Annotated in this window: 15 protein-coding genes; 8 read left to right on the top strand and 7 right to left on the bottom strand. The window is 66.0% G+C overall.

Annotated elements, in window-relative coordinates; all coding sequences use genetic code 11:
- The first annotated feature begins 15 nt into the window (after window positions 1–15).
- Window positions 16–2,556, top strand: coding sequence for a DEAD/DEAH box helicase (locus tag KRX55_RS06500; RefSeq protein ID WP_218406965.1), 2,541 nt, complete (start codon window positions 16–18; stop codon window positions 2,554–2,556).
- Here the strand turns inward: KRX55_RS06500 and KRX55_RS06495 are convergent.
- The 4 genes from KRX55_RS06495 to KRX55_RS06480 form a co-directional block, all read right to left on the bottom strand.
- On the bottom strand, window positions 2,553–4,952 hold the full coding sequence (locus KRX55_RS06495) for a hypothetical protein (RefSeq protein WP_218406964.1): 2,400 nt from the start codon (window positions 4,950–4,952) through the stop codon (window positions 2,553–2,555). The genes KRX55_RS06500 and KRX55_RS06495 overlap by 4 nt on opposite strands.
- 8 nt (window positions 4,953–4,960) lie before the next feature.
- Entirely contained in the window at window positions 4,961–5,617 is a 657-nt protein-coding gene (locus KRX55_RS06490; RefSeq protein ID WP_218406963.1) for a response regulator transcription factor, read from the bottom strand.
- Window positions 5,618–5,813: 196 nt separating this feature from the next.
- The gene (locus KRX55_RS06485) at window positions 5,814–6,338 is read right to left on the bottom strand and encodes a carboxymuconolactone decarboxylase family protein (RefSeq protein ID WP_218406962.1); all 525 of its coding nucleotides are present in this window, start codon (window positions 6,336–6,338) and stop codon (window positions 5,814–5,816) included.
- Window positions 6,339–6,935, bottom strand: coding sequence for a peroxiredoxin (locus KRX55_RS06480; protein WP_218406961.1), 597 nt, complete (start codon window positions 6,933–6,935; stop codon window positions 6,339–6,341).
- Window positions 6,936–7,094: 159 nt separating this feature from the next.
- Between KRX55_RS06480 and KRX55_RS06475 the strand changes: the two genes are divergently transcribed.
- Both KRX55_RS06475 and hrpA read left to right on the top strand, forming a co-directional pair.
- Window positions 7,095–8,075: a hydrogen peroxide-inducible genes activator gene (locus KRX55_RS06475; RefSeq protein ID WP_218406960.1), complete on the top strand. Its 981-nt coding sequence runs from the start codon at window positions 7,095–7,097 to the stop codon at window positions 8,073–8,075.
- 59 nt (window positions 8,076–8,134) lie between these two features.
- Complete coding sequence (hrpA, locus tag KRX55_RS06470; RefSeq protein ID WP_218406959.1) at window positions 8,135–12,055, top strand: ATP-dependent RNA helicase HrpA; 3,921 nt, start codon at window positions 8,135–8,137, stop codon at window positions 12,053–12,055.
- Between the two features lie 12 nt (window positions 12,056–12,067).
- Here hrpA and nrdR read toward each other — a convergent pair whose 3' ends face one another.
- Complete coding sequence (gene nrdR / locus KRX55_RS06465; protein WP_200257217.1) at window positions 12,068–12,523, bottom strand: transcriptional regulator NrdR; 456 nt, start codon at window positions 12,521–12,523, stop codon at window positions 12,068–12,070.
- A gap of 70 nt (window positions 12,524–12,593) precedes the next feature.
- Window positions 12,594–13,010, bottom strand: coding sequence for a hypothetical protein (locus KRX55_RS06460; RefSeq protein ID WP_218406958.1), 417 nt, complete (start codon window positions 13,008–13,010; stop codon window positions 12,594–12,596).
- 380 nt (window positions 13,011–13,390) lie between these two features.
- On the opposite strand from KRX55_RS06460, the gene lexA reads away from it, so the two are divergent.
- The 3 genes from lexA (at window position 13,391) to KRX55_RS06445 (ending at window position 16,231) form a co-directional block, all read left to right on the top strand.
- Window positions 13,391–14,062: a transcriptional repressor LexA gene (gene lexA / locus KRX55_RS06455; RefSeq protein ID WP_218406957.1), complete on the top strand. Its 672-nt coding sequence runs from the start codon at window positions 13,391–13,393 to the stop codon at window positions 14,060–14,062.
- Between the two features lie 424 nt (window positions 14,063–14,486).
- The gene (locus tag KRX55_RS06450) at window positions 14,487–15,266 is read left to right on the top strand and encodes a DeoR/GlpR family DNA-binding transcription regulator (protein ID WP_218406956.1); all 780 of its coding nucleotides are present in this window, start codon (window positions 14,487–14,489) and stop codon (window positions 15,264–15,266) included.
- Window positions 15,263–16,231 carry a 1-phosphofructokinase family hexose kinase gene (locus KRX55_RS06445; RefSeq protein WP_218406955.1) on the top strand — a complete coding sequence of 323 codons (969 nt, stop codon included), beginning with the start codon at window positions 15,263–15,265 and terminating at the stop codon, window positions 16,229–16,231. Before KRX55_RS06450 ends, KRX55_RS06445 begins: the two co-directional genes overlap by 4 nt.
- Before the next feature lie 95 nt (window positions 16,232–16,326).
- Here the strand turns inward: KRX55_RS06445 and ptsP are convergent, their stop codons facing one another.
- Window positions 16,327–18,036, bottom strand: coding sequence for a phosphoenolpyruvate--protein phosphotransferase (gene ptsP, locus KRX55_RS06440; protein ID WP_218406954.1), 1,710 nt, complete (start codon window positions 18,034–18,036; stop codon window positions 16,327–16,329).
- 469 nt (window positions 18,037–18,505) lie between these two features.
- Between ptsP and KRX55_RS06435 the strand changes: the two genes are divergently transcribed.
- Together KRX55_RS06435 and KRX55_RS06430 are read left to right on the top strand one after the other, a co-directional pair.
- Complete coding sequence (locus KRX55_RS06435) at window positions 18,506–19,477, top strand: 1-phosphofructokinase family hexose kinase (protein ID WP_218406953.1); 972 nt, start codon at window positions 18,506–18,508, stop codon at window positions 19,475–19,477.
- Between the two features lie 311 nt (window positions 19,478–19,788).
- Window positions 19,789–20,058, top strand: a complete 270-nt coding sequence (locus KRX55_RS06430) for an HPr family phosphocarrier protein (RefSeq protein ID WP_200257207.1) — start codon at window positions 19,789–19,791, stop codon at window positions 20,056–20,058.
- Window positions 20,059–20,164 lie beyond the last annotated feature (106 nt).

Genomic DNA, 20,164 nt, shown 5'->3' with positions numbered 1-20,164 from the left:
GTTACGCTGGAGAACGTGACCCTGACCCAGATTCTCCCCGACCTGACCGATGTCCCCGACTCCCTCATCGACGACTGCGTCTGGGATTCCTTCACCGGATGGGCCGGGGAGAAGGGGATACAGCTGTATCCGGCGCAGGAGGAGGCGGCGCTCGGGATCCTGGCCGGCAACAACGTCATCCTGGCCACCCCCACCGGCTCAGGCAAATCCCTGGTGGCGACAGCCGCGCACTTCATCGCCCTCGCCCGCGGACAACGGACTTTCTACACCGCGCCGATCAAGGCGCTGGTGAGCGAGAAGTTCTTCGCCCTCTGCGACATCTTCGGTCCCGAGTCCGTGGGCATGATGACCGGCGACGCCACCGTCAACGGCGGCGCCCCGATCATCTGCGCGACGGCGGAGATCGTCGCCAACATAGCGCTGCGCGACGGCGCCGACGCCGACATCGACCAGGTGATCATGGACGAGTTCCACTACTACTCGGAGCCGGACCGCGGCTGGGCGTGGCAGGTGCCGCTGCTCGAGCTTCCGCGCGCCCAGTTCCTCCTGATGTCCGCGACACTCGGCGACACCACCTGGCTCGAGGAGGACCTGAGCCGACGTACCGGCCGGGACACCGAACTGGTGTCGGGCAGCGAGCGCCCCGTCCCACTGGACTTCTCCTATGTGTACACGCCGGTCCACGAGACCATCGAGGCACTCATCGAGGAGAACAAGGCACCCGTCTACGTCGTCCATTTCGCCCAGCGCGAGGCCATCGAGCGTGCGCAGGCCCTGACGTCGATGTCCATCATCGACAAGGAGACCAAGGAGCGGATCGTGGCCGAGATCGGGGACTTCCGCTTCACCACCACGTTCGGACGCACGCTGTCGAAGCTGCTCCGCAAGGGTATCGGCGTCCACCACGCCGGCATGCTGCCGAAGTACCGGCGTCTCGTGGAGAAGCTCTCGCAGACCGGTCTCCTCAAGGTTATCTGCGGGACCGACACCCTGGGAGTGGGAATCAACGTGCCGATCCGGACCGTCCTGCTCACCGGACTGTCGAAGTTCGACGGGACGAACCAGCGGATGATCAAGTCCCGGGAGTTCCACCAGATCGCCGGGCGCGCGGGACGCGCCGGATACGACACGGTCGGCCACGTCGTCGTCGAGGCCCCGGAGCACGAGATAGAGAACTACCGCCTCCGCGAACGGGCCGGAAGTGACCCCAGGAAGCTCAAGAAACTGCGCAAGAAGGCGGCCCGTCCGGGGGAGGTGAGCTGGACGGAGAAGACGTACCAGCGTCTGACCACCGCGGAGCCGGAGGCGCTGAGCAGTCAGTTCCGGATCTCCACCTCGATGCTGCTCAACGTCATCGCACGCCCGGGCGACGGATTCGCGCACATGCGCCACCTGCTGCGGGACAACCACGACACCCGCCGGAAACAGAACAGGGACATCCTGACCGCGATCGAGCTGTTCCGCGGCCTGGTCTCCGCGGGAATCGTCGAGCGGATACCCGACGGGCCGGATCCCACCGGGCGTCACTGGCACCTGACCGAGGATCTCCAGCGGGACTTCGCGCTCAACCAGCCGCTGGCCCCGTTCGCCCTGGCCGCACTCGATCTGCTCGACCCCGAATCCGACACCTACGTCCTCGACATCATCAGTGTCTTCGAGGCGATCCTCGACAACCCCCGCCAGCTCCTGGTGGCACAGCAGCGCGCCGAACGCGGTGAGGAGATCGCGGCCCTGAAATCCGAGGGCGTGGACTACACGGAGCGGATGGCCATCGTCGAGGACATCACCTGGCCCAAACCCCTCGAGGAACTGCTCGAGACGGGCTACGAGTCCTACGCGGAGGGCCACCCCTGGGTCAGGGAGTTCGAGCTGCGGCCGAAGTCGGTGGTCCGCGACATGATCGAGCACGGCATGACCTTCTCCGACGTGATCGCCACCTACGGTCTCGCCCGGAGTGAAGGTGTCGTACTGCGTTACCTGACGGATGCGTGGCGCACGCTCCGGCAGTCCGTTCCACCGGAGCACACACCGGAGGAGCTGGAGGACATCATCGTCTGGCTCGGCGAGATGATCCGGCAGGTCGACTCGTCACTCGTCGACGAGTGGGCGCAGCTGGCGGACCCGGATGCCCCGGTGTCGAAGGAGACCCTCGAGCGGGAGCTGGCATACGGTGTCGAGGACCCGACCGCGCTCACCGCGAACCGTCGGGCCTTCACGATCATGGTGCGTAACGCCATGTTCCGGCTGGTGGAGCTGTTCGCCTTCGAGAAGGAGGATCAGCTCGCGGAGTTCACGGGGTATCTCGATGCCCCGCCGGACTTCGGGGCGGGTATGGACGCCTACTTCGAGGAGTACGCGGACATGGACACCGGTCCAGCGGCCCGTGGACCCGAGTTCTTCCGGTTGGCGCAGGAGGGCCGGCTGTGGAAGGTACGGCAGATCCTCAAGGATCCCGAGGGCGACAACGCGTTCGCATTCGTCGCGACCGTCGACCTGGATGCCTCGGACACCGCCGGTGAGGTCCGCTTCGCGGAGCTCACTCTCGAGCACAACTAGTCCTCCGACCGCATGTGACGTGTGACGGCGCGCCCCGCGTGGTCGAACGTGACGTAGTGGACCTCGCCACGGACCTCCGAGACCACCGTCGCGATATTCGACCTCCCCTCCGGCAGCAGCCGGACCGTGACCTGTCCGTCCACGGCGGCGTCGATGATCCCGGCCGCGGCCGAACGAACCCCAGTGAGCGCGGTGGACTCCGGATCAGGGTCCCCACCTGAGACGCCCCGGAGAGCGGACGATTCCGACCGCTCGTCGAGGAGCACGACCCGTACCCCTCTCGATCTCGCCTCCCAGACGGCCCTGTTAACCCGCGGACGATCGAGCAGGGGAGATCTGATCGCGTCCCGGAGCCGTAGCTCGAGGAGCTTCGCGTCCCTCCGCCTGGCGGCCTCCGGGCGTGCATCGTCCAGGATGGCGCGAACGAGGTCACCGACCCATCCACAGCTCTCCCCGAGAAAGCTGGACCGGGTGGTGACCCGGGAGAGTCCCGCGCTCCGAATCCGGGTCGCCTCGACCGCGACCGGGAATCCCGCGGTCGCCCGCCGGACGAGGAACGGCACCAACGCCCCGGTGATGGTCGTGGCCGCGAACATGAGGATCCCCGTGTCCGCCCCCTGAACGTCGACACCGGCCAGCACCAGGACACGGACGAGCGCGGCGCACACGAAGGTCGTGGCCAGAGCCACCACGGCCCGACACCTGATCGCCAACAGCGGTAGTGAAACCTGCGTGGCGTACATCCACCATCCGGCGGGCCACGCGTCGGTCGACATGGTGCCGGTCAGTGCGCCCGCGACGATCATCACCACAACGGAGACGACGACGATCGCGGTGGATCGGCGTCCCAGTCTCTCGGTCGTCCCGGAGGTCACCGCGAACACCGACACGGCCAGCGCGGCTATCCCGATACCCCACGCCAGGCCGTGGGTGCAGTCCTCATCGACGAGTGAGACACCGGTGAGTACCGTGACTGCCGCGAGGGCGAACCACGGACTGTGGGTGATGTACATACCGGTCAACCGGTACAGCGACGGTAGAGCGGCATCCTCCCGGTTCCCCGGGTCCGCCGGGCGTCGCCAACTGAGCGTGACCCGGGTACCCGATCCCGGCCTGGAACGGACGTCGACCGAGCATCCGGGGGTCGCGGCGACACGCCCGGTGATGGACACCCTGACGCCGGCGCGGTTCTCCGGAACGGAAGCGGGATCGAAACCGATTCCGCCGTCGGTGAACTGCACCCGGAATCCGGTGAGTTCACCCCTGCCTGTCGTCCAGCTGATCACGCAGCGCCGGTCATCGGTCCGCGCGTGACGGATGGAGTTCAGGGCGGCTTCGCCGATCGCACCACAGATGGCCGTGACCACCTGCCCCGGTGGTCCCACTCCGGCGGGTGCCGGTTTCCCGGTCACGATGACCCTCGTGCCCGGTGCAGCGTCAGCCACAACCTCACGCACCATCCGTACGGCATCGGCCACCGGTATCCCGGTGTCCGGGGTCGGTACCTCGGACGGGGTCAGATGGGACAGGATGAGATCCTTGTCCGGGGGAATGCCACCGGATGCGACCGCACGCAGGAGTGTGAGCACCGTGTCGTGGATGTGGGCGAGGAACCGTGCCTCGGTCTCCCGCAGTTCCCGGGAACGGATCTCGCACAGGATCTCCCGGTGCGCGCGGCTGATCCGGGCATCCAGACGCCGGGCCGCGCTGAGCCCCATGGTGAAGGCGATGAAGAAGGGCAGGGGAACGATCAACCCGTGTCCGACGGACAACAGCTGGGAAACGGGCGTGATGGCCTGGTTGTTGGCGATCGCCGCCACCGCGGTCATGGCGAAGGCGAGGATGAGTCCCAGCGGGGGGCCGATGGCCGCCGCCACCATGACCGCCGGAATCGCGCAGTAGTCCCCCAGGTGCACGGGCCCGAGCCGTGATTCACCCCGGGAGAAGAACAGGGTCACGTCGACGGCCAGCATCAACAGGTAGGTTCCTCCGCCGAACGCCATGGCGAACCGGTAGACGGCCGCCCGAGCGGAGAAGCAGGCCATCAGCTGGAGCAGGGCGCAGCCCACCAGGGTCGCGAACGCCACCGCGACGACCGGATCACCGTCGCCACCCCCGGAAGCGGTCGTGGAGTGGGTCGTGTACGAGGACACCAGATGCAGCAGCAGTGAGATACCGGTCACCAGAGCGGTTATCCGCAGGACGGACACCTCCGCGTCCCGGTGGCGGGCGAGACGGGCGAGCAGGTCCTCGGGGATCCCGCCCCCGCCACGAGCGGGCGCGGGGGAGAAGAGCGCCCCGCGCCCCGCAGAGGATTCGTCGTCCGGATACCGGACCGGCGGCGGAGCGGCACTCCGGGAGATCCGTGTCGTGCTGTCGGAGGACGGTTGCTGCATGGACGGCGTCAGTGGTCCAGTGGTCCGCGAATGTAGCCGTCCTGCTGGGCGCGGCGGTAGAGCTCGACCTTCGTGTTCGCCCGGCGTCCCGCGTCGACGTATTTCCGCCGGATACGGTTCAGGTGGTCCTGGACCGTGGGATCTTTCAGACCGGTGGCCCGGGCCACGGAATCCGCAGTCATGCCACTCGCGTAGAGGACGAGAATCTCCTGCTGCCGTTCGGTGAGGTCGATCGCCTCAGCGAGTGGATCCGAGTCGATCAGCGACGCCCAGTCGCTGGTGGCGTAGGTGTTCCCGGCCGCGGCGGTCCTGATCGCACCGATGAGCTCGGACACGTCCACGGATTTCTGCACCATGCCGTTGACATCGGCCAACAACGCCCGACGCATGTAGAAGGGGCTCTCCATCGCGGAGAACACCAGGACCCTGAGTCCGAGTTCGCGAAGGCGGGTGACGTTGACGTACGGGTCCGAGTCATCCCCCAGCCGAAGGTCCAGGAGGGCGAGGTCCACCTTCGGCGCCCCGGGCCCGTCGAGGAACTCCGCGAGAGCATCGACGTCGGAGAACCCGCCGACGAGGTTGCACACCTCCGACCCCTCCAGCACACTCCGGATACCCACCAGAGCGACATCGTGGTCATCGACTGCGACAACATTGATAGACATGCAAAACAACAGTAGTTGATTCGCTTCAGAATACTCCCGTTTTGTCGACCGGTACCCCCGCGCGGGGAATACCCGATCCCCGGCCACCTGCCCCGGAAGTGCGGACACGGCAAAACCCCTCCCACGCCCTCGGGGACCGAGAGGAGAGAGGGGTTTCAGGCGCGGTTCCGGCCGACCGGAATCAGCTGGCGGAACGTCAGCGTGCGGCCTCGATCTGAACCGCCTGCGCGACACCGGAGATCGTCGCGGCGATCTTGACCGCCTCGAAGACCTGCTCCTTGGTGAGTCCCTCGCCGCGGACGGTCTTGTCGTGGGCCATGGTGCAGTCCGGGCAGCCGTTGATCGTGGAGACAGCCAGGGACCACAGCTCGAAATCGACCTTGTCGACACCGGGCTTGCCGATGATGTTCATCCGCAGGCCCATCTTGACCTGGGTGTAGTCATCGCCGAGGAAGTCCTTGGCGCGGTAGGCGACGTTGTTCATCGCCATGATGGACGCGGCACCGAGTGCGGCCTCCACAGCCTCATCCGGGAGGTGGCCCGAGGCTTCCTCGGAGATCTCGGAGAAGACGGTGTCGTTGCGGGTGGCCGCGGCGCAGGCGAGGAAGGTGCCCCAGAGCTGCTGCTCGCTGAGCTCGGTGCTGCGGGCGAGGCTGCTCAGGTTGAGCTTCAGGTCCTTGGCGTACTCGGGGAGTCCCGACTTCAGGTTATCGATCGACATTTACTTGAGTTCCTCCTTCAGGACTTCCATCTTGTCGATGTTCTTCGTGGGATCGTTCTTCTGCCAGTTGCAGGCGCAGACCTCTTCGGACTGGAGTGCGTCAAGGACGCGGAGGACCTCGTCGACGTTACGCCCGACGGCGTCCGGGGTGACCGAGACGAACTGGATGATGCCGTCGGGATCGACGATGAAGGTCGCGCGGTCGGCGACACCGTCGGCGTTCTCGACACCGAGTGCGCGCATCAGGTCGTGGCGGATGTCGGCGAACATCGGGAACGGAACGGTCTTCAGCTCGGGGTGGGTCGCCCGCCAGTTGAAGTGGGAGAACTCGTTGTCGCCGGAGCCGCCGAGAATCTGGGTGTCGCGGTCCTGGAACTCCTCGTCCAGCTTGCCGAAGGCGGCGATCTCGGTGGGGCAGACGAAGGTGAAGTCCTTCGGGTAGAAGAAGAACACCTTCCACTTGCCCTCGTAGGAGTCGTTGGTGACCGTCTCGAAGTAGTCGTCGGGCTGGTTGGCCTTCACGTCGTGGAGCGAACCGCCCTTGAGTGCGGTGAGCGAGAACTCCGGGAACCTGTCGCCGATGGTGAGCAGTGCCATGTCGTGCCTCCTGATGGTGGTCGTTGTGGAGATTGTCTGTTCGTTCGTCGTGTCCGGACCGCGGCCCCGTGGCGCCGCCGTCGGACACTTCCGAGTATGCCTACAACCGACGGTGACGTCAAAAGGTTTAACTTTAGGGTGTGTTATATAGTAATAGGCATGAGCAATAAAGAGTACCGTCCGACACTCGCCCAGCTGCGAACCTTCGTCACCATCGCCGAGAACCGCCACTTCGGGACGGCTGCGGCGAAGCTGTCCATCTCCCAGCCGAGTCTGTCCCAGGCCCTGGTGGCCCTCGAGACCGGTCTGGGGGTGCAGCTGATAGAACGTTCCACAAGACGCGTCATCGTCACTCCCACCGGCGAGGAGCTGCTCCCCTCGGCCAAGGCGACGCTCGACGCCGCCGAGACGTTCCTCGCCATGGCCCGGGGGGCCTGTGGGAGCCTCACCGGACCTCTGGCCCTGGGAATGATCCCGACCGTCGCCCCGTACATCCTGCCGACCATGCTCCACAGAACGGCCTCGGATCTGCCCGATCTCCAACCGTGCATCATCGAGGACCAGACCAGACACCTGCTGGAGCAGCTCCGGGACGGCCAGATCGACTGCGCCGTCGTGGCGCTTCCCGTGTCCGGCACCGGACTGACCACCATGCCCCTCTACGAGGAGGAGTTCGCGGTCGTCGTGCCGGACACCTCGCCGATGGCCGGGCGGGAGGACGTCACCCTCCCGGAGCTCGAGCAGCTCAACCTTCTGCTCCTCGACGACGGCCACTGCCTGCGGGACCAGATCATCGACCTCTGCCAGAGCCAGGACTTCTCCCCCGCCCCCTCCGGACCCGGGAAAGCGACGACCCGCGCCGCGAGCCTGGCGACGGTGATGCAGTGTGTGGCCGGTGGACTGGGTACGACGCTGGTTCCGGTCAGTGCGATCCCCTCGGAGTGCGACCGCCCGGGTCTCGCCGTCGCGCGTTTCGCCCCGGGCGTCGACGCACAACGGACGATAGGACTCGCCTACCGCGCATCTTCAGCACGTCGGGAGGAGTTCCAGCAGCTCGGTGAGCTCATCCGAGCCGCATACGCGGAGACCGTGTCCGGGCTCAACGGCACCTCACTCCCCCGATCGACGAAAGCCGACTGAAGGTTGCCCCGCGGCGGCGACGCCCGCAGACCCCACCCGGTTAAGATGAACTCCTAGTGATGACACAGACTGACTCCAGCCCCCACTCCGCTCCCCCGTCGAGGAAGGACCTCATCGACAGGCTCGACGGCGTGACGATCGCCGACGAAAGGGCCCTCCGTCGACGGCTCCGCAAGGCACGCTCCCCCAAGGCGCTGACGGCCATCGCGCACGACATCGACACCGCCCGGGTTAAACTGGCGACCCGCCAGGCCGCGGTTCCCGCGATCACCTTCCCGGAACAGCTTCCGGTGACCGCACGGCGCGGGGACATCGCGGAGACGATCAGAGACAATCAGGTCGTGATCATCGCCGGGGAGACCGGGTCCGGCAAGACCACCCAGATCCCGAAGATCTGCCTCGAGCTGGGGCGGGGACGTCGTGGGCTCATCGGGCACACGCAGCCGCGGCGCCTGGCCGCGAGGACCGTGGCGGAGCGGATCGCCGACGAGCTCGGCCAACACGTCGGTGAGTCCGTCGGCTACGCCATCCGTTTCGACGACCGCGTCTCGGCATCGACGTCGGTCAAGCTCATGACGGACGGCATACTTCTCGCCGAGATGCAACGGGACCGGGATCTCAACGCCTACGACACGATCATCATCGACGAGGCCCACGAGCGCAGCCTCAACATCGACTTCCTCCTCGGGTATCTCAAACAGCTGCTCCCCCGACGTCCGGATCTCAAGGTCATCGTCACCTCCGCGACCATCGACCCCGAGGCTTTCGCGGAGCACTTCCACGACTCCGACGGTAACCCGGCCCCGATCATCGAGGTGTCGGGACGCACCTTCCCTGTCGAGGTCCGCTACCGGCCCCTCGAGTTCGAGGTGGACGGCAGGACCGTCGACCGGGATCCGCTCGACGGTCTCCTCGAGGCCATCGAGGAGCTCATGGCCATCGGCCCCGGTGACATCCTCTGTTTCTTCGCCGGGGAGAGTGACATCCGGGACGCGATGGAGGCCATCGAGGGGCGCCGGTGGCGTGGTGTGGAGGTCACCCCCCTGTTCGGACGGCTCTCCAACGCCGAACAGCATCGCGTGTTCTCGAGCCACCGGGGCCGCAGGATCGTCCTCGCCACCAACATCGCCGAGACCTCGCTGACCGTCCCCGGTATCCACTATGTCGTCGACACCGGTCTGGCCCGGATATCGCGGTACTCCGTCCGGACCAAGGTCCAGCGTCTTCCCATCGAACCGATCTCGCAGGCCTCAGCCAACCAACGGTCCGGCCGCTGTGGACGCGTCGCGGACGGCGTCGCCATCCGCCTCTACTCGGAGGAGGACTTCACCACCCGACCGGAGTTCACGGATCCGGAGATCCTCCGGACGAACCTGGCGAGTGTGATCCTGCAGATGGCATCCCTGAGGCTCGGTGACATCGCCGACTTCCCATTCATCCAGGCACCCGACGACAGGTCGGTCCGCGACGGACTTCTCCTCCTCCACGAGCTCGGAGCGCTCGCCGAGGGCGAGGACAACGGTGCGCCCGAGCTCACTCCGGTGGGCCGGCAACTCGCCCGCATTCCGGTCGATCCACGCATGGCCCGCATGCTCGTCGAGGCGGAGAAGCTCGGCTGCCTGCACGAGGTCGTCGTCATCGTCGCGGCACTCACGATCCAGGACGTCCGGGAACGACCCCTCGACCATCAGGCACAGGCGGATCAGGCACACGCCCGGTTCAAGGACACCACCTCCGACTTCCTCGGCTACCTCAAGCTGTGGGGGTACCTCCACGACACCCGTGACGAGATGAGCGGAAACGCGTTCCGGAAACGGATGAAGAAGGAGTTCCTCCACTACGTCCGGATCCGTGAATGGTTCGATCTGGTCAGGCAGCTGCGGGGTGTGGCTAAACAGCTCGGCTGGTCGGCGAACGAAGACGTCGCCACGAAGACCGATCCCCGTTCCGTCCACACCGCGTTGCTCTCCGGTCTCCTGTCACACATCGGGATGAAGATCGGCGACTCCCGGGAGTTCCAGGGCGCCCGCGGAACCAAGTTCATGGTGTTCCCGGGTTCAGCCCTCGCCAGGAAACCGCCGCAGTTCGTCATGGCCGCGGAGCTCGTCGAGACCTCGCGGTTGTGGGCGCGTGATGTGGCGAGTATCGAGCCCGAGGCGGTCGAGCGGATCGCGCCGCATCTTTTGCGTCACTCCTATTCGGACCCCTTCTGGTCGGCCAAGCGGACGGCGGCGATGGCACACCAGAAATCGACGCTCTACGGGGTCACCATCATCGCGGACCGGACCGTGCCGTACCACCGGGTTGATCCGACGGCAGCCCGGGACATGTTCATCCGGCACGCGCTCATCGAAGGTGACTGGACGACCCACCACAGTTTCTTCCACGAGAATCGCGCGATGCTCGAGGATGCCGCGGGGCTGGAGGACAAGGCGCGTCGCCGCGACATCGTCGTCGACGAGGACACGCTCTTCGATTTCTACGATTCCCGGATACCGGAGACCGTCACCACCGGCCGGACCTTCGATTCCTGGTGGAAGAAGACCCACCGGAGCGACCCGGAACTCCTCAGCTTCGATCCCGATGCCCTCATCAACGAGGGAAGGCACGGCATCGACGAGGAGGCGTTCCCGGACCTCTGGCGGCAGGGCAGCCTGGATTACTCGCTGACGTACCACTTCGAGCCCGGCGCCGATGACGACGGGGTCACCGTCCGGATCCCGATTCCCCTACTCGCGGGAGTGTCCGACGAGGGATTCGACTGGTTGGTCCCCGGGTTGCGTCAGGAGCTGGTGACCGAGCTCATCCGGACCCTGCCGAAGGCACTGCGCCGATCGGTGGTACCGGCCCCGGACTTCGCCGAACGCGCACTTCCGCTGCTGCGTCCGTACTCCGGGACGATCTGCGGTCAACTCGCCGACGCACTGCGCGGTCTCGGCGGGACCGGCATCGATGACACGGACTTCCGGCCGCGGAATCTCCCCGACCATCTCCGGATCAGCTTCGCGGCCGTGGACAAGCGCGGAGCGGTCGTCGACCGCGACCGGAACCTGGGTGCCCTGAAGAAGCGCAACGTCGAACAGATCAACGCCTCCGTCAACCGTGTCAGCAGAGGTCTTCAGCGGGCCACGGCGAAGAAGTGGGACAGGGAGAAGATCGGGGACATCGAGACAGAGGTTCTGACCCGGGTCGACGGACAGGAGGTCACGGCGTATCCCGCGCTGGTGGCGACACCGGAAGGTGTCGCCGTACGGGTCATGCCGACGAAACAGTCGGCCGACTCCTCGATGCTGACCGCGACACTCACCCTCCTCATGCGCGAGATAGAGGTCCCGACGAAGCAGATGCTGAATGGTCTCCCCCTCAAGCAGCGCGTGGCGGTCGAGAACTACCCGCACGGCGGTGGCGAGGGGCTGGTCAATGACGCCCGGATCGCCGCGATCCGGGACGCTCTCATCGAGGCCGGGGGTCCGGTACGCACTCCGGAGGCCTTCCGCGAGCTCGTCGCCCGCATCAAACCGGAGGTGCCTCCGCGGGTACGCCGGACGGTGACGGCACTGGCACCCGGTCTCGTGGACTACCACCGCGTGGCGGAGGAGCTGTCCCTGTGGACCGGCGATGCCATCGAGGACATGCGCGGTCAGCTGGAGTTCCTGCTGCCGGAGCACGCCGTCTCGGTTCACGGCGTCAACCACCTCAGGCACCTCCCGCGGTATCTGGAGGCCATGGTGATCCGGCTGGATTCCATGGAACACGATCCGGACAGGGACGCGGACAACCAGGAGACGGTGCGGGCCGCGCGGGACTACCTCGAGGAGAGGCTACGTAAGCTGCCCGCGGGTCGTTCCAAGACCGGAGAGGTGAAGGAGATCCGGTGGATGATCGAGGAACTCCGCGTGAGCCTCTTCGCGCAGCGTCTGGGAACACCCCGGCCCGTGAGCCTGAAACGGATCCAGAAAGCGGTCGACGCGCTCCGGTGAACCCGGGCCCGGCTATGGTTCCCGGGAACGACGTCGCATCAGGCGTATCTCCGACTCGAAGTCAGCCGCTGATTCGAAGGACTTGTAGACGGAGGCGAAGCGCAGATAGGCGACCTCATCGAGTTCCCGCAACGGCTTCAGAATGGCCAGACCGATCGTGTTCGCGGGCACCTGCGAGCTTCCGTGCTGACGAACGGTCTCCTCGACCTGCTGTGCGAGCCGCTTGAGCGCGTCATCCGAGACATCCCTGCCCTGACAGGCCCGTCGGACTCCGGTGATGACCTTCTCCCGGCTGAAAGGCTCGGAGACGCCATTGCGTTTGACCACCATGAGCACGGCCTTCTCCACAGTCGTGAAGCGTCCGTGACAGCTACTGCACTCTCTCCGACGACGTACCGCCGAGCCACCGTCGACGGTACGGGAGTCGATCACCCTTGAGGTTGACTGGTGACAGAAGGGGCAGTGCACGGATTCATCCTCGTCTGGTCGGGCGGTCCGGGACCGGACCTCGGGGAATCCATCCTAATCGGGTGGGAGTTCACCGAGGAACCCCACCCGGACTACCTGACAGGGCCACCGAACTCGTCGTGTAGTTCTCCCCCTGGCCGACAGGCGCGTCGTCTGCGGGCGCGGCGATGAAGAAACCGGCGAACAATGCGCCGCCGATGAGGGCCCCGGCGACGTACGTACGCAGTGCCGCGCCGCGGCGTGCGTGGCGCCCGGTGGCCCAGTCAGAATCTTCGACGCGGGCATGACCGGATCCGGGTGAAATTGGCCCGGGTGTTCTACACACGGCCCCCATCTTTCGAACACCGGCCCCGCCTCCCGGCGACACGGGCCGACAGTGACCGTTCCACACCGATGCCGCGGGAACGACCGCGGCATGGCGCCGGAAACCATCCTGAAGTGCTGATACGTTGTTGTTCGTGATCGTCATTTTCTGTTCCTTCGTCATGTGGCTGAAGACTACCTCGGACACCGGACTCCTCGAACACGTCTATCGCCCACATGTTCGAACTCGTTCGTATGTTCGATTTATAACACTCCCGCCGGACATTGTCCAGAGTGCGGCTGAAATCTTCGAACACCCGTGTTAGGATCGAACAAGAATATATGTGGTGGAATGCTTCATCCCTGCCGCTCCACCCGGTTTTTCGAACGCCGACAGTCCCCACCCGAACGACGGTCGTACCACAGGCAGGACGCATCCGACGAGCACCCGACGACTCACGGCCCGGAATCGACGGCACCGAGCCAGGTTGCGCCCGACCATCCGTCACGATCACACCCCAGAACACACATCCCAGAACAAACGACGACGCTCAGGAGACCCCGATGGCGAACGCGAACAAGCACGATCCCTCCGAACTGTCCCCGAGACAACGCCGGATCCTGGAGGTCATCCGGGACGCGGTTGTCCTCCGGGGCTATCCGCCGAGCATCAGGGAGATCGGTGACGCCGCGGGCCTCCAGTCCACCTCCTCGGTGGCCTACCAGTTGAAGGAACTGGAGAAGAAGGGATTCCTGCGCCGGGACCCGAACAAGCCCCGTGCGGTGGACGTGAGGAACATGCCTGAACCGGCCCCTCGTCGGGGGAAGAGGCCCGCGCAACCGGATGAGGCCGATCAGGCCCAGACGAGCATGATCCCGGCACTGGGGGCGATCGCCGCGGGAAGTCCGATTCTCGCCGAACAGAATGTCCAGGAGTACTACCCGCTCCCGACGGAGTTCGTCGGTGACGGTGAGTTGTTCATGCTGGAGGTCGTGGGCGAATCGATGCGCGACGCCGCGATCCTCGACGGAGACTGGGTCATCATCAGGAGTCAGCCGGTCGCCGAGCAGGGTGAGTTCGTCGCGGCGATGATCGACGGTGAAGCCACAGTCAAGGAGTTCCACCGCGACGCATCCGGCGCCTGGCTGCTCCCCCGCAATGACGCTTTTTCCCCGATCAACGGTGAGAACGCCGAGATCATGGGAAAGGTCGTCTCCGTGATACGCAAACTCTGACGCCGCCACCGGAGCTGTACACCCCGGCATCCACACACTATCGGGGGGTCACTGTCTGTTTCTCAGGTAACGCACGTCCGAACACCGGATCCTCCAGCGGAACCCCACTAATACCCGTTGAACAGCCTTTATCAACGTGATGACGGCGCAATCCTCTGGACAGGGACCTGTAGTGCGCCTGTGGGTTTGTGGTTTTAGTCTCCTGTGGGCGCCCCTTTCCGCCCGTTTGTTTCGCTTTTGTGGGACACTGGAACAGTTAACTGGAAAAGCAGGCCGAGGCACCGGCGGTCGATGATCCTTTCCCTGCGTCGCACCTGGGGCAACCACGGTTCCCCCACGACGTACGGTTCATCAAGCCGTTGTTTCAGGAGGTGGACCGTTGTCCCCGCCACGACTGGTTCCTGCCGTGTACCGAGGAGGACCCATGTACGCAGAGGAACGCCGCAGGCAGATCGCGTCACTGACCGCCGTGGAGGGCCGCGTCAATGTCACCGAACTCGCCGAGCGTTTTGAGGTGACCGCCGAGACCATCCGGCGTGATCTCGCGGTACTCGACAGCGAGGGTACCGTACACAGGGTTCACGGTGGTGCGGTCGCCAGTCAGAACTTCCAGACCGCGGAGCTGGCGGTCGACGTGAGGGCGAAGAGCGCTTCATCGGCCAAATCCGCGATCGCCCGCGCGGCGGTCGACTATCTTCCGGACCCGCAGGGCGGAATGTTCCTGGACGCCGGCACAACCCTCGCGGCACTGGCCGATCTCATTGCGGCGCATCCGATGGGCCCCCGCTGGTCCATCGTGACGAACTGCCTGCCCATCGCCCTCAAGATGGCTTCGGCGGGATTGGATGAGGTTCAGCTGCTGGGTGGCTCCGTCCGGTCCATCACGCAGGCGGTCGTGGGGGACACGGCACTACGGACACTGGCCCTCATGCGCGCGGACGTCGCGTTCATCGGAACCAACGCCCTGACTCTCGACCACGGATTGTCCACCGCGGACAGTCAGGAAGCCGCCGTCAAGCGGTCGATGATCATCAACGCGAGAAAGGTCGTCGTACTCTGCGACGCCACCAAGATGGGCTGCGACTACATGGTCAGCTTCGCCAGTGTCGACGACATCGACGTCGTGGTCACCGACTCCGCGGCACCCCAGTCCTTCGTCGATGCCCTCCGTGAGCGCAACATCGAGGTCGTGATAGCGCAATGATCCTCACGGTGACCCCGACCCCGGTACTCGAACGGTCCGGCGCGATCGACACCCCACTCACCGGTGGGACCGTTCTCCGTCTGGGGCAGGTAGAAACCTTCCCGGCGGGGTGCGGGGTCACGGTGTCCCGGCTCGCGTACCTCGCGGGGACCAGGACACTCGCCATCTTTCCGGCACCCGAGATCAGTCAGTACCTCCGGATGATCGGTCTTTTGGGGCTCCCGCACGACTACATACCCGTCGCCGGCCCGATCCAGACGAGGTTCCTCGTCACGGACAGCACCGGCGAGGCCACGCAGTTCCTCGACCCCCCGATGCCACTGGACCCGGTTCAACTCGCACAGCTCCGCGATCTGGCGGTCACGAAAGCCGAGGACGCGACCTGGGTTGTGCTGGGAGGTCCGCTCCCCGATGTCGCCCCCAACGGTTGGTACGTCGAGGTCATCAGGGCACTCTCCCTCTACCATCCGGATGTCAGGGTCGCGGTCGCCACCTCCGGTGGCCCCCTACGCGCGGTGGTCCGGCAGCTTTCCGCGATCACTCCGTCCCTGCTGGCACTCACAACCGGTGACATCGCCGATCTCCTCCCCGACACGGACGCATCAACTCTCGAGTCCGACCTCAGATCCGGCGACGCGTCATCGGTCATGCGCGCCATCCGCAACCTGCTGGGGGCGGGTGTGTCCGAGGTCCTCGTCAGTTGTCCGCCGGATACCGCGGTGGTCTTCAGCGAGGGATCGGGCATAGTCGCCCGGTCGACGTCGAGTTCAGGATCGGGTCCGGACCGGTTCAGGGATGTTCTCCTCGCCGGCCACCTCATGGGTGACGGTTCCGGAAGTCGGGAGGAACGGTTGTCCGGTGCACTCGCCTACGCCACCGCCGATGCCCCTCTCCGGGACGGCGCACTGCCCACCCCGGATCTGGTCCATCCCGAAGCCGTCAGTTGCACCGATCTACGATACTGATCCTTCCCCGTCTGAACCCGTGAAAAACAGGGAAACGGGGCCCGGAACCTTCGCTGGTTCCGGGCCCCGTTCGCTCATGCGGGTGGGATAACCTCCTACGCCTGGGGCAGCGGGATGATCTCCCGGACCGCCTCCCGGGCGGCGATAGCACCCTCCGCGTCGAGCGCTGCTTCGGCGGCACGGACACAGGTGTCGAGATCGACCTCGGCCAGCTGCGCCCCGACCGCGGCCAATGCCGTCGATGCCGCAGAGAGGGAGTTCACCCCGAGACCCGTCAGCACGCAGGCGAGCAGCGGATCAGCGGCTGCCTCACCACAGACACCGACAGGGGTACCGGTCTTCCGCCCCTGATCACAGGTCATCTTGATGAGACGGAGCACCGCGGGCTGCCACGGATCGGTGAGGTAGGCGAGTTGCGGCGACATCCGGTCGGCCGCCATGGCGTACTGGGTGAGGTCGTTCGTCCCGATCGAGACGAAGTCGAGGTGCGGCATGATCTTGTCGGCCATGAGGGCCGCGGCGGGAACCTCGATCATCGCACCGGCGGTCAGGCCACGTTCGGCGCAGAGCCCTGCGAACCACTTGGCTTCCCGTGCGGTGGCGACCATGGGTGCCATGACCCAGGTCGGGGTGTCTTCTCCGCGACCCAGGTCCTCGGCCGCCTTCGCGATGGCGTCGAGCTGCCTGATCAGCAGTCCCTCGTTGGCCCGGGCGATACGCAGCCCGCGCACACCGAGTGCCGGATTCATCTCATCCGCGAGGGTGGCGAAGGCGACCGGCTTGTCCGATCCGGCGTCCAGGGAACGCACGACGACCTTGGAGTCCGGGAACGCCTCAAGAACCTTGGTGTAGACCTTGGCCTGCTCCTCGACGGAGGGCTCGGAGGTCGCGGACAGGAAGCACATCTCGGTGCGGAACAGGCCGATTCCCTCGGCTTGCGTCCCCGCGGCGGTCGTAGCGGCCTTACCGTCCTGGACGTTGGCGAGCAGCTGGACCCGGTGTCCGTCACTGGTCTGCGCCGGGCCACGCCAGAGCGCCACCTTCTCGGCGAGAGCCTTGGATTCCGCTACCTGGCGCTGCGCATCAGAGGGATCTGCACCGATCTCGATGCTCCCCTCGCCGCCGTCGACCAGGACCATCTCACCGGCCGGGATCTTGTTCACATCGGCGCCGACGGCGACGATGCACGGGACATTCAGCTGACGGGCGATGATGGCCGTGTGGCTCGTCGGGCCACCGAGTTCGGTGACGAGAGCCGTGAACTGGGTGGTGTCCAATGCGGCCGTGTCAGCGGGGGAAAGGTCATCCGCGAACAGCACGACCTCGCCGTCGACCTCGGGAAGTCCGGGCTCGTCCTCCCCGCGGATCTCGGCGATTGTCCGGTCCCGGATGTCCCGCAGGTCGGTGACACGCTCCGCCATGATTCCGCCGGCGGCCTCGAACATCGAGATGAACTTCGTGGTCGCGGCGACCACAGCGTAGTCCGCTGGGTGCCCGGCGGCGGTGTTCTTCTTCACCGCCTTGCGCCAGCCGCGGTCGCGGACCAGGCCCGCCGTCGCGTTGAGCACTTCACTCGCGGCCCCGACCGCACGCTCGCCCCGCGAGGAGAGCCGCTCAGCCACTGTGTCGGCGGCGGCCACGAAGCGCTCGTACTCGGCGTCGCGCTGGGCCTCGTCGACCTGTGCCCCGGCCTGCGGGAGCTTGGGACGCGGCTTGATCCACACCGCCTTGGCGTAGCGGATTCCGGGTACGACCGCGGTTCCGTGAAGTACGGAACCCTTAGTGTCCTGTGTCACATTTTCCATAATTCAGTCCCTGTCCTCACTATTGCTTCAGTGGTTCCGAAGATACCACCCACAACCGCACACCGCTGTGGGTTCCCACATTTCCCACACGAGAACGGGAGAAATCGGACAGAAACACAACATGGAGGGGTGGATGGCATGGACAATTTGAGGCCCACGCGCAGCTCCCTCACCTACCGCCACCTGCGCCCGCCCGGGCCATCGCCCCCGGGGTGGGCCGTGGCAGGGGGCACAACGGACTGAACCACACCGATCCCCAGCCCGAGGGGCCACCGGACGCCTGCTAACGTTGTCGCAGCCAACACAGAGATACCGGCACAGTCCCCCAGTCGAAGCCGGGGACCCCGGGGCCCCGGACAGCACTCCCGGGATGATCGGACCCCTCTCAACCGGTACGAGACGGGGTTTCCCTCGCTACGCATTCCCCGCGGGTCTCTCCGCACCACCGATCGAATCTGAGGACCTCCCCTTGATTCTCACGCTGACCCCGAACCCGAGCATTGATCTGAGCCTGAGCCTCCCGGTCCCCCTCCGGCCGGGCGGTGTGCAACGCCTGACCTCGGTCACCCAGTCTCCGGGCGGAAAAGGAATCAACGTCGCTCACGCCTGTCATTCCGCCGGGGTCGACACCCTGGCGTTGTTTCCGGCACCGAGCCACGGGACCTTCGTCAGGCTGATGGCGGAAACGGGGGTCCCGTACCGGATCATCCCGGGAGGGGTCTCGGTTCGGACCAACACGACGGTGACCGAACCGGACGGGACGACGACGAAGCTCAACGGTCCCGGTAACCCGCTGTCCCCCAGCGCGGTGACAGCGGTCGAGGAGGCGCTCATCATCGCCGCGGGCGCGGCGGAGTGGGTCGTGATGAGTGGTTCCCTGCCCCCCGGAGCCCCGCACGGCTGGTACCAGAACCTGCTCGGACTCGTCCACGACACCTTCCCCGATGTCCCGGTGGCGGTGGACACGTCGGACGGCCCCCTCCTGGAGCTGGTGGACCGGATCCGTGAAGGCGCCCCCGCCCCCACGCTCATCAAACCCAACGGTCTCGAGCTCGGGCAGATCACCGGGATCGATGGCTCGTCGCTGGAACGTGCCGCGCTTGACGGTGACTTCTCCCCGGCCGTGGACGCCGCCCGCCAGATTCTCCGGTACGGGGTGCAGAGGGTGCTCGTTACCCTGGGTGCCGCCGGGGCCGCCCTCGTCACTGATGAAGGTGCCTGGACGACACCGGCGCATCCGATCCGCCCGATCTCCACGGTCGGCGCGGGAGACTGCACCCTCGCCGGTTATCTCATGGCGGACTCCCGCGGGGCGGTCCCCGCGGTGGCGCTGGCTGAGGCGGTCGCTCTGGGCGCGGCGGCGGCGAGCCTGCCCGGAACATCGATACCCCGTCCGGGGATGGTCGTCCCCGATTCGGCTCTCGTCCGGAAACACCACTGATTCTCCGGAGGAACCACCAAGTCCGGGACCGTCGGTGCAGCAGGACCGCGTGATCGGCGGACTCCGCCGATCTCCGGAACCGTGAAACTGACGCTGAAGCGGGTGTTCCACGGGAAGGAGCCTGTGTCCCGGACAACTCCCGGGTCCCCGGTGTGGCGACTGTCGCTGGTTAGTGCGTAGAGTTGGAGGCGGTACCTCACCGTCTGACGGACCGGACTGATCCCGGTGTCCCAGTGGGCGGCAGAGGTTCGTAGACAGCTAAAAGGAACCACTTCGCCCGTGCCCAGCACGAGGAAAGAAAGGACTGCCACATGGCTTCCAAGACCGTTACCGTCGGCTCCTCCGTCGGCCTCCACGCCCGCCCCGCAACCATCGTCGCTGAAGCAGCCGCCGAGTACGACGAGGACATCTTCCTCTCCCTCGAGGGCGAGGACGCGGACGACGACCCCACAGAGGCCGCATCGTCCATGATGATCATGGCGATGGGGGCGAACTCCGGCGACCGGGTCACCGTCACCTCGGAGAACGCGGAGGCCGTCGAGAAGATCGCCGCACTTATCGAGAAGGACCTCGACGCCTGATCCTCCCGTACCGCCCGGCACTGTAGCCGGCGCACCGGACGGCAGGGAGCCCCGGAACCGCGATCGCGGTTCCGGGGCTCCCTCATTCGTCGCCACCGGAACGAAC

Source organism: Corynebacterium sp. TAE3-ERU16 (assembly GCF_019209935.1).
Taxonomy (GTDB): domain Bacteria; phylum Actinomycetota; class Actinomycetes; order Mycobacteriales; family Mycobacteriaceae; genus Corynebacterium; species Corynebacterium antarcticum.
This window is presented reverse-complemented; position numbering and strand designations above follow the sequence as displayed.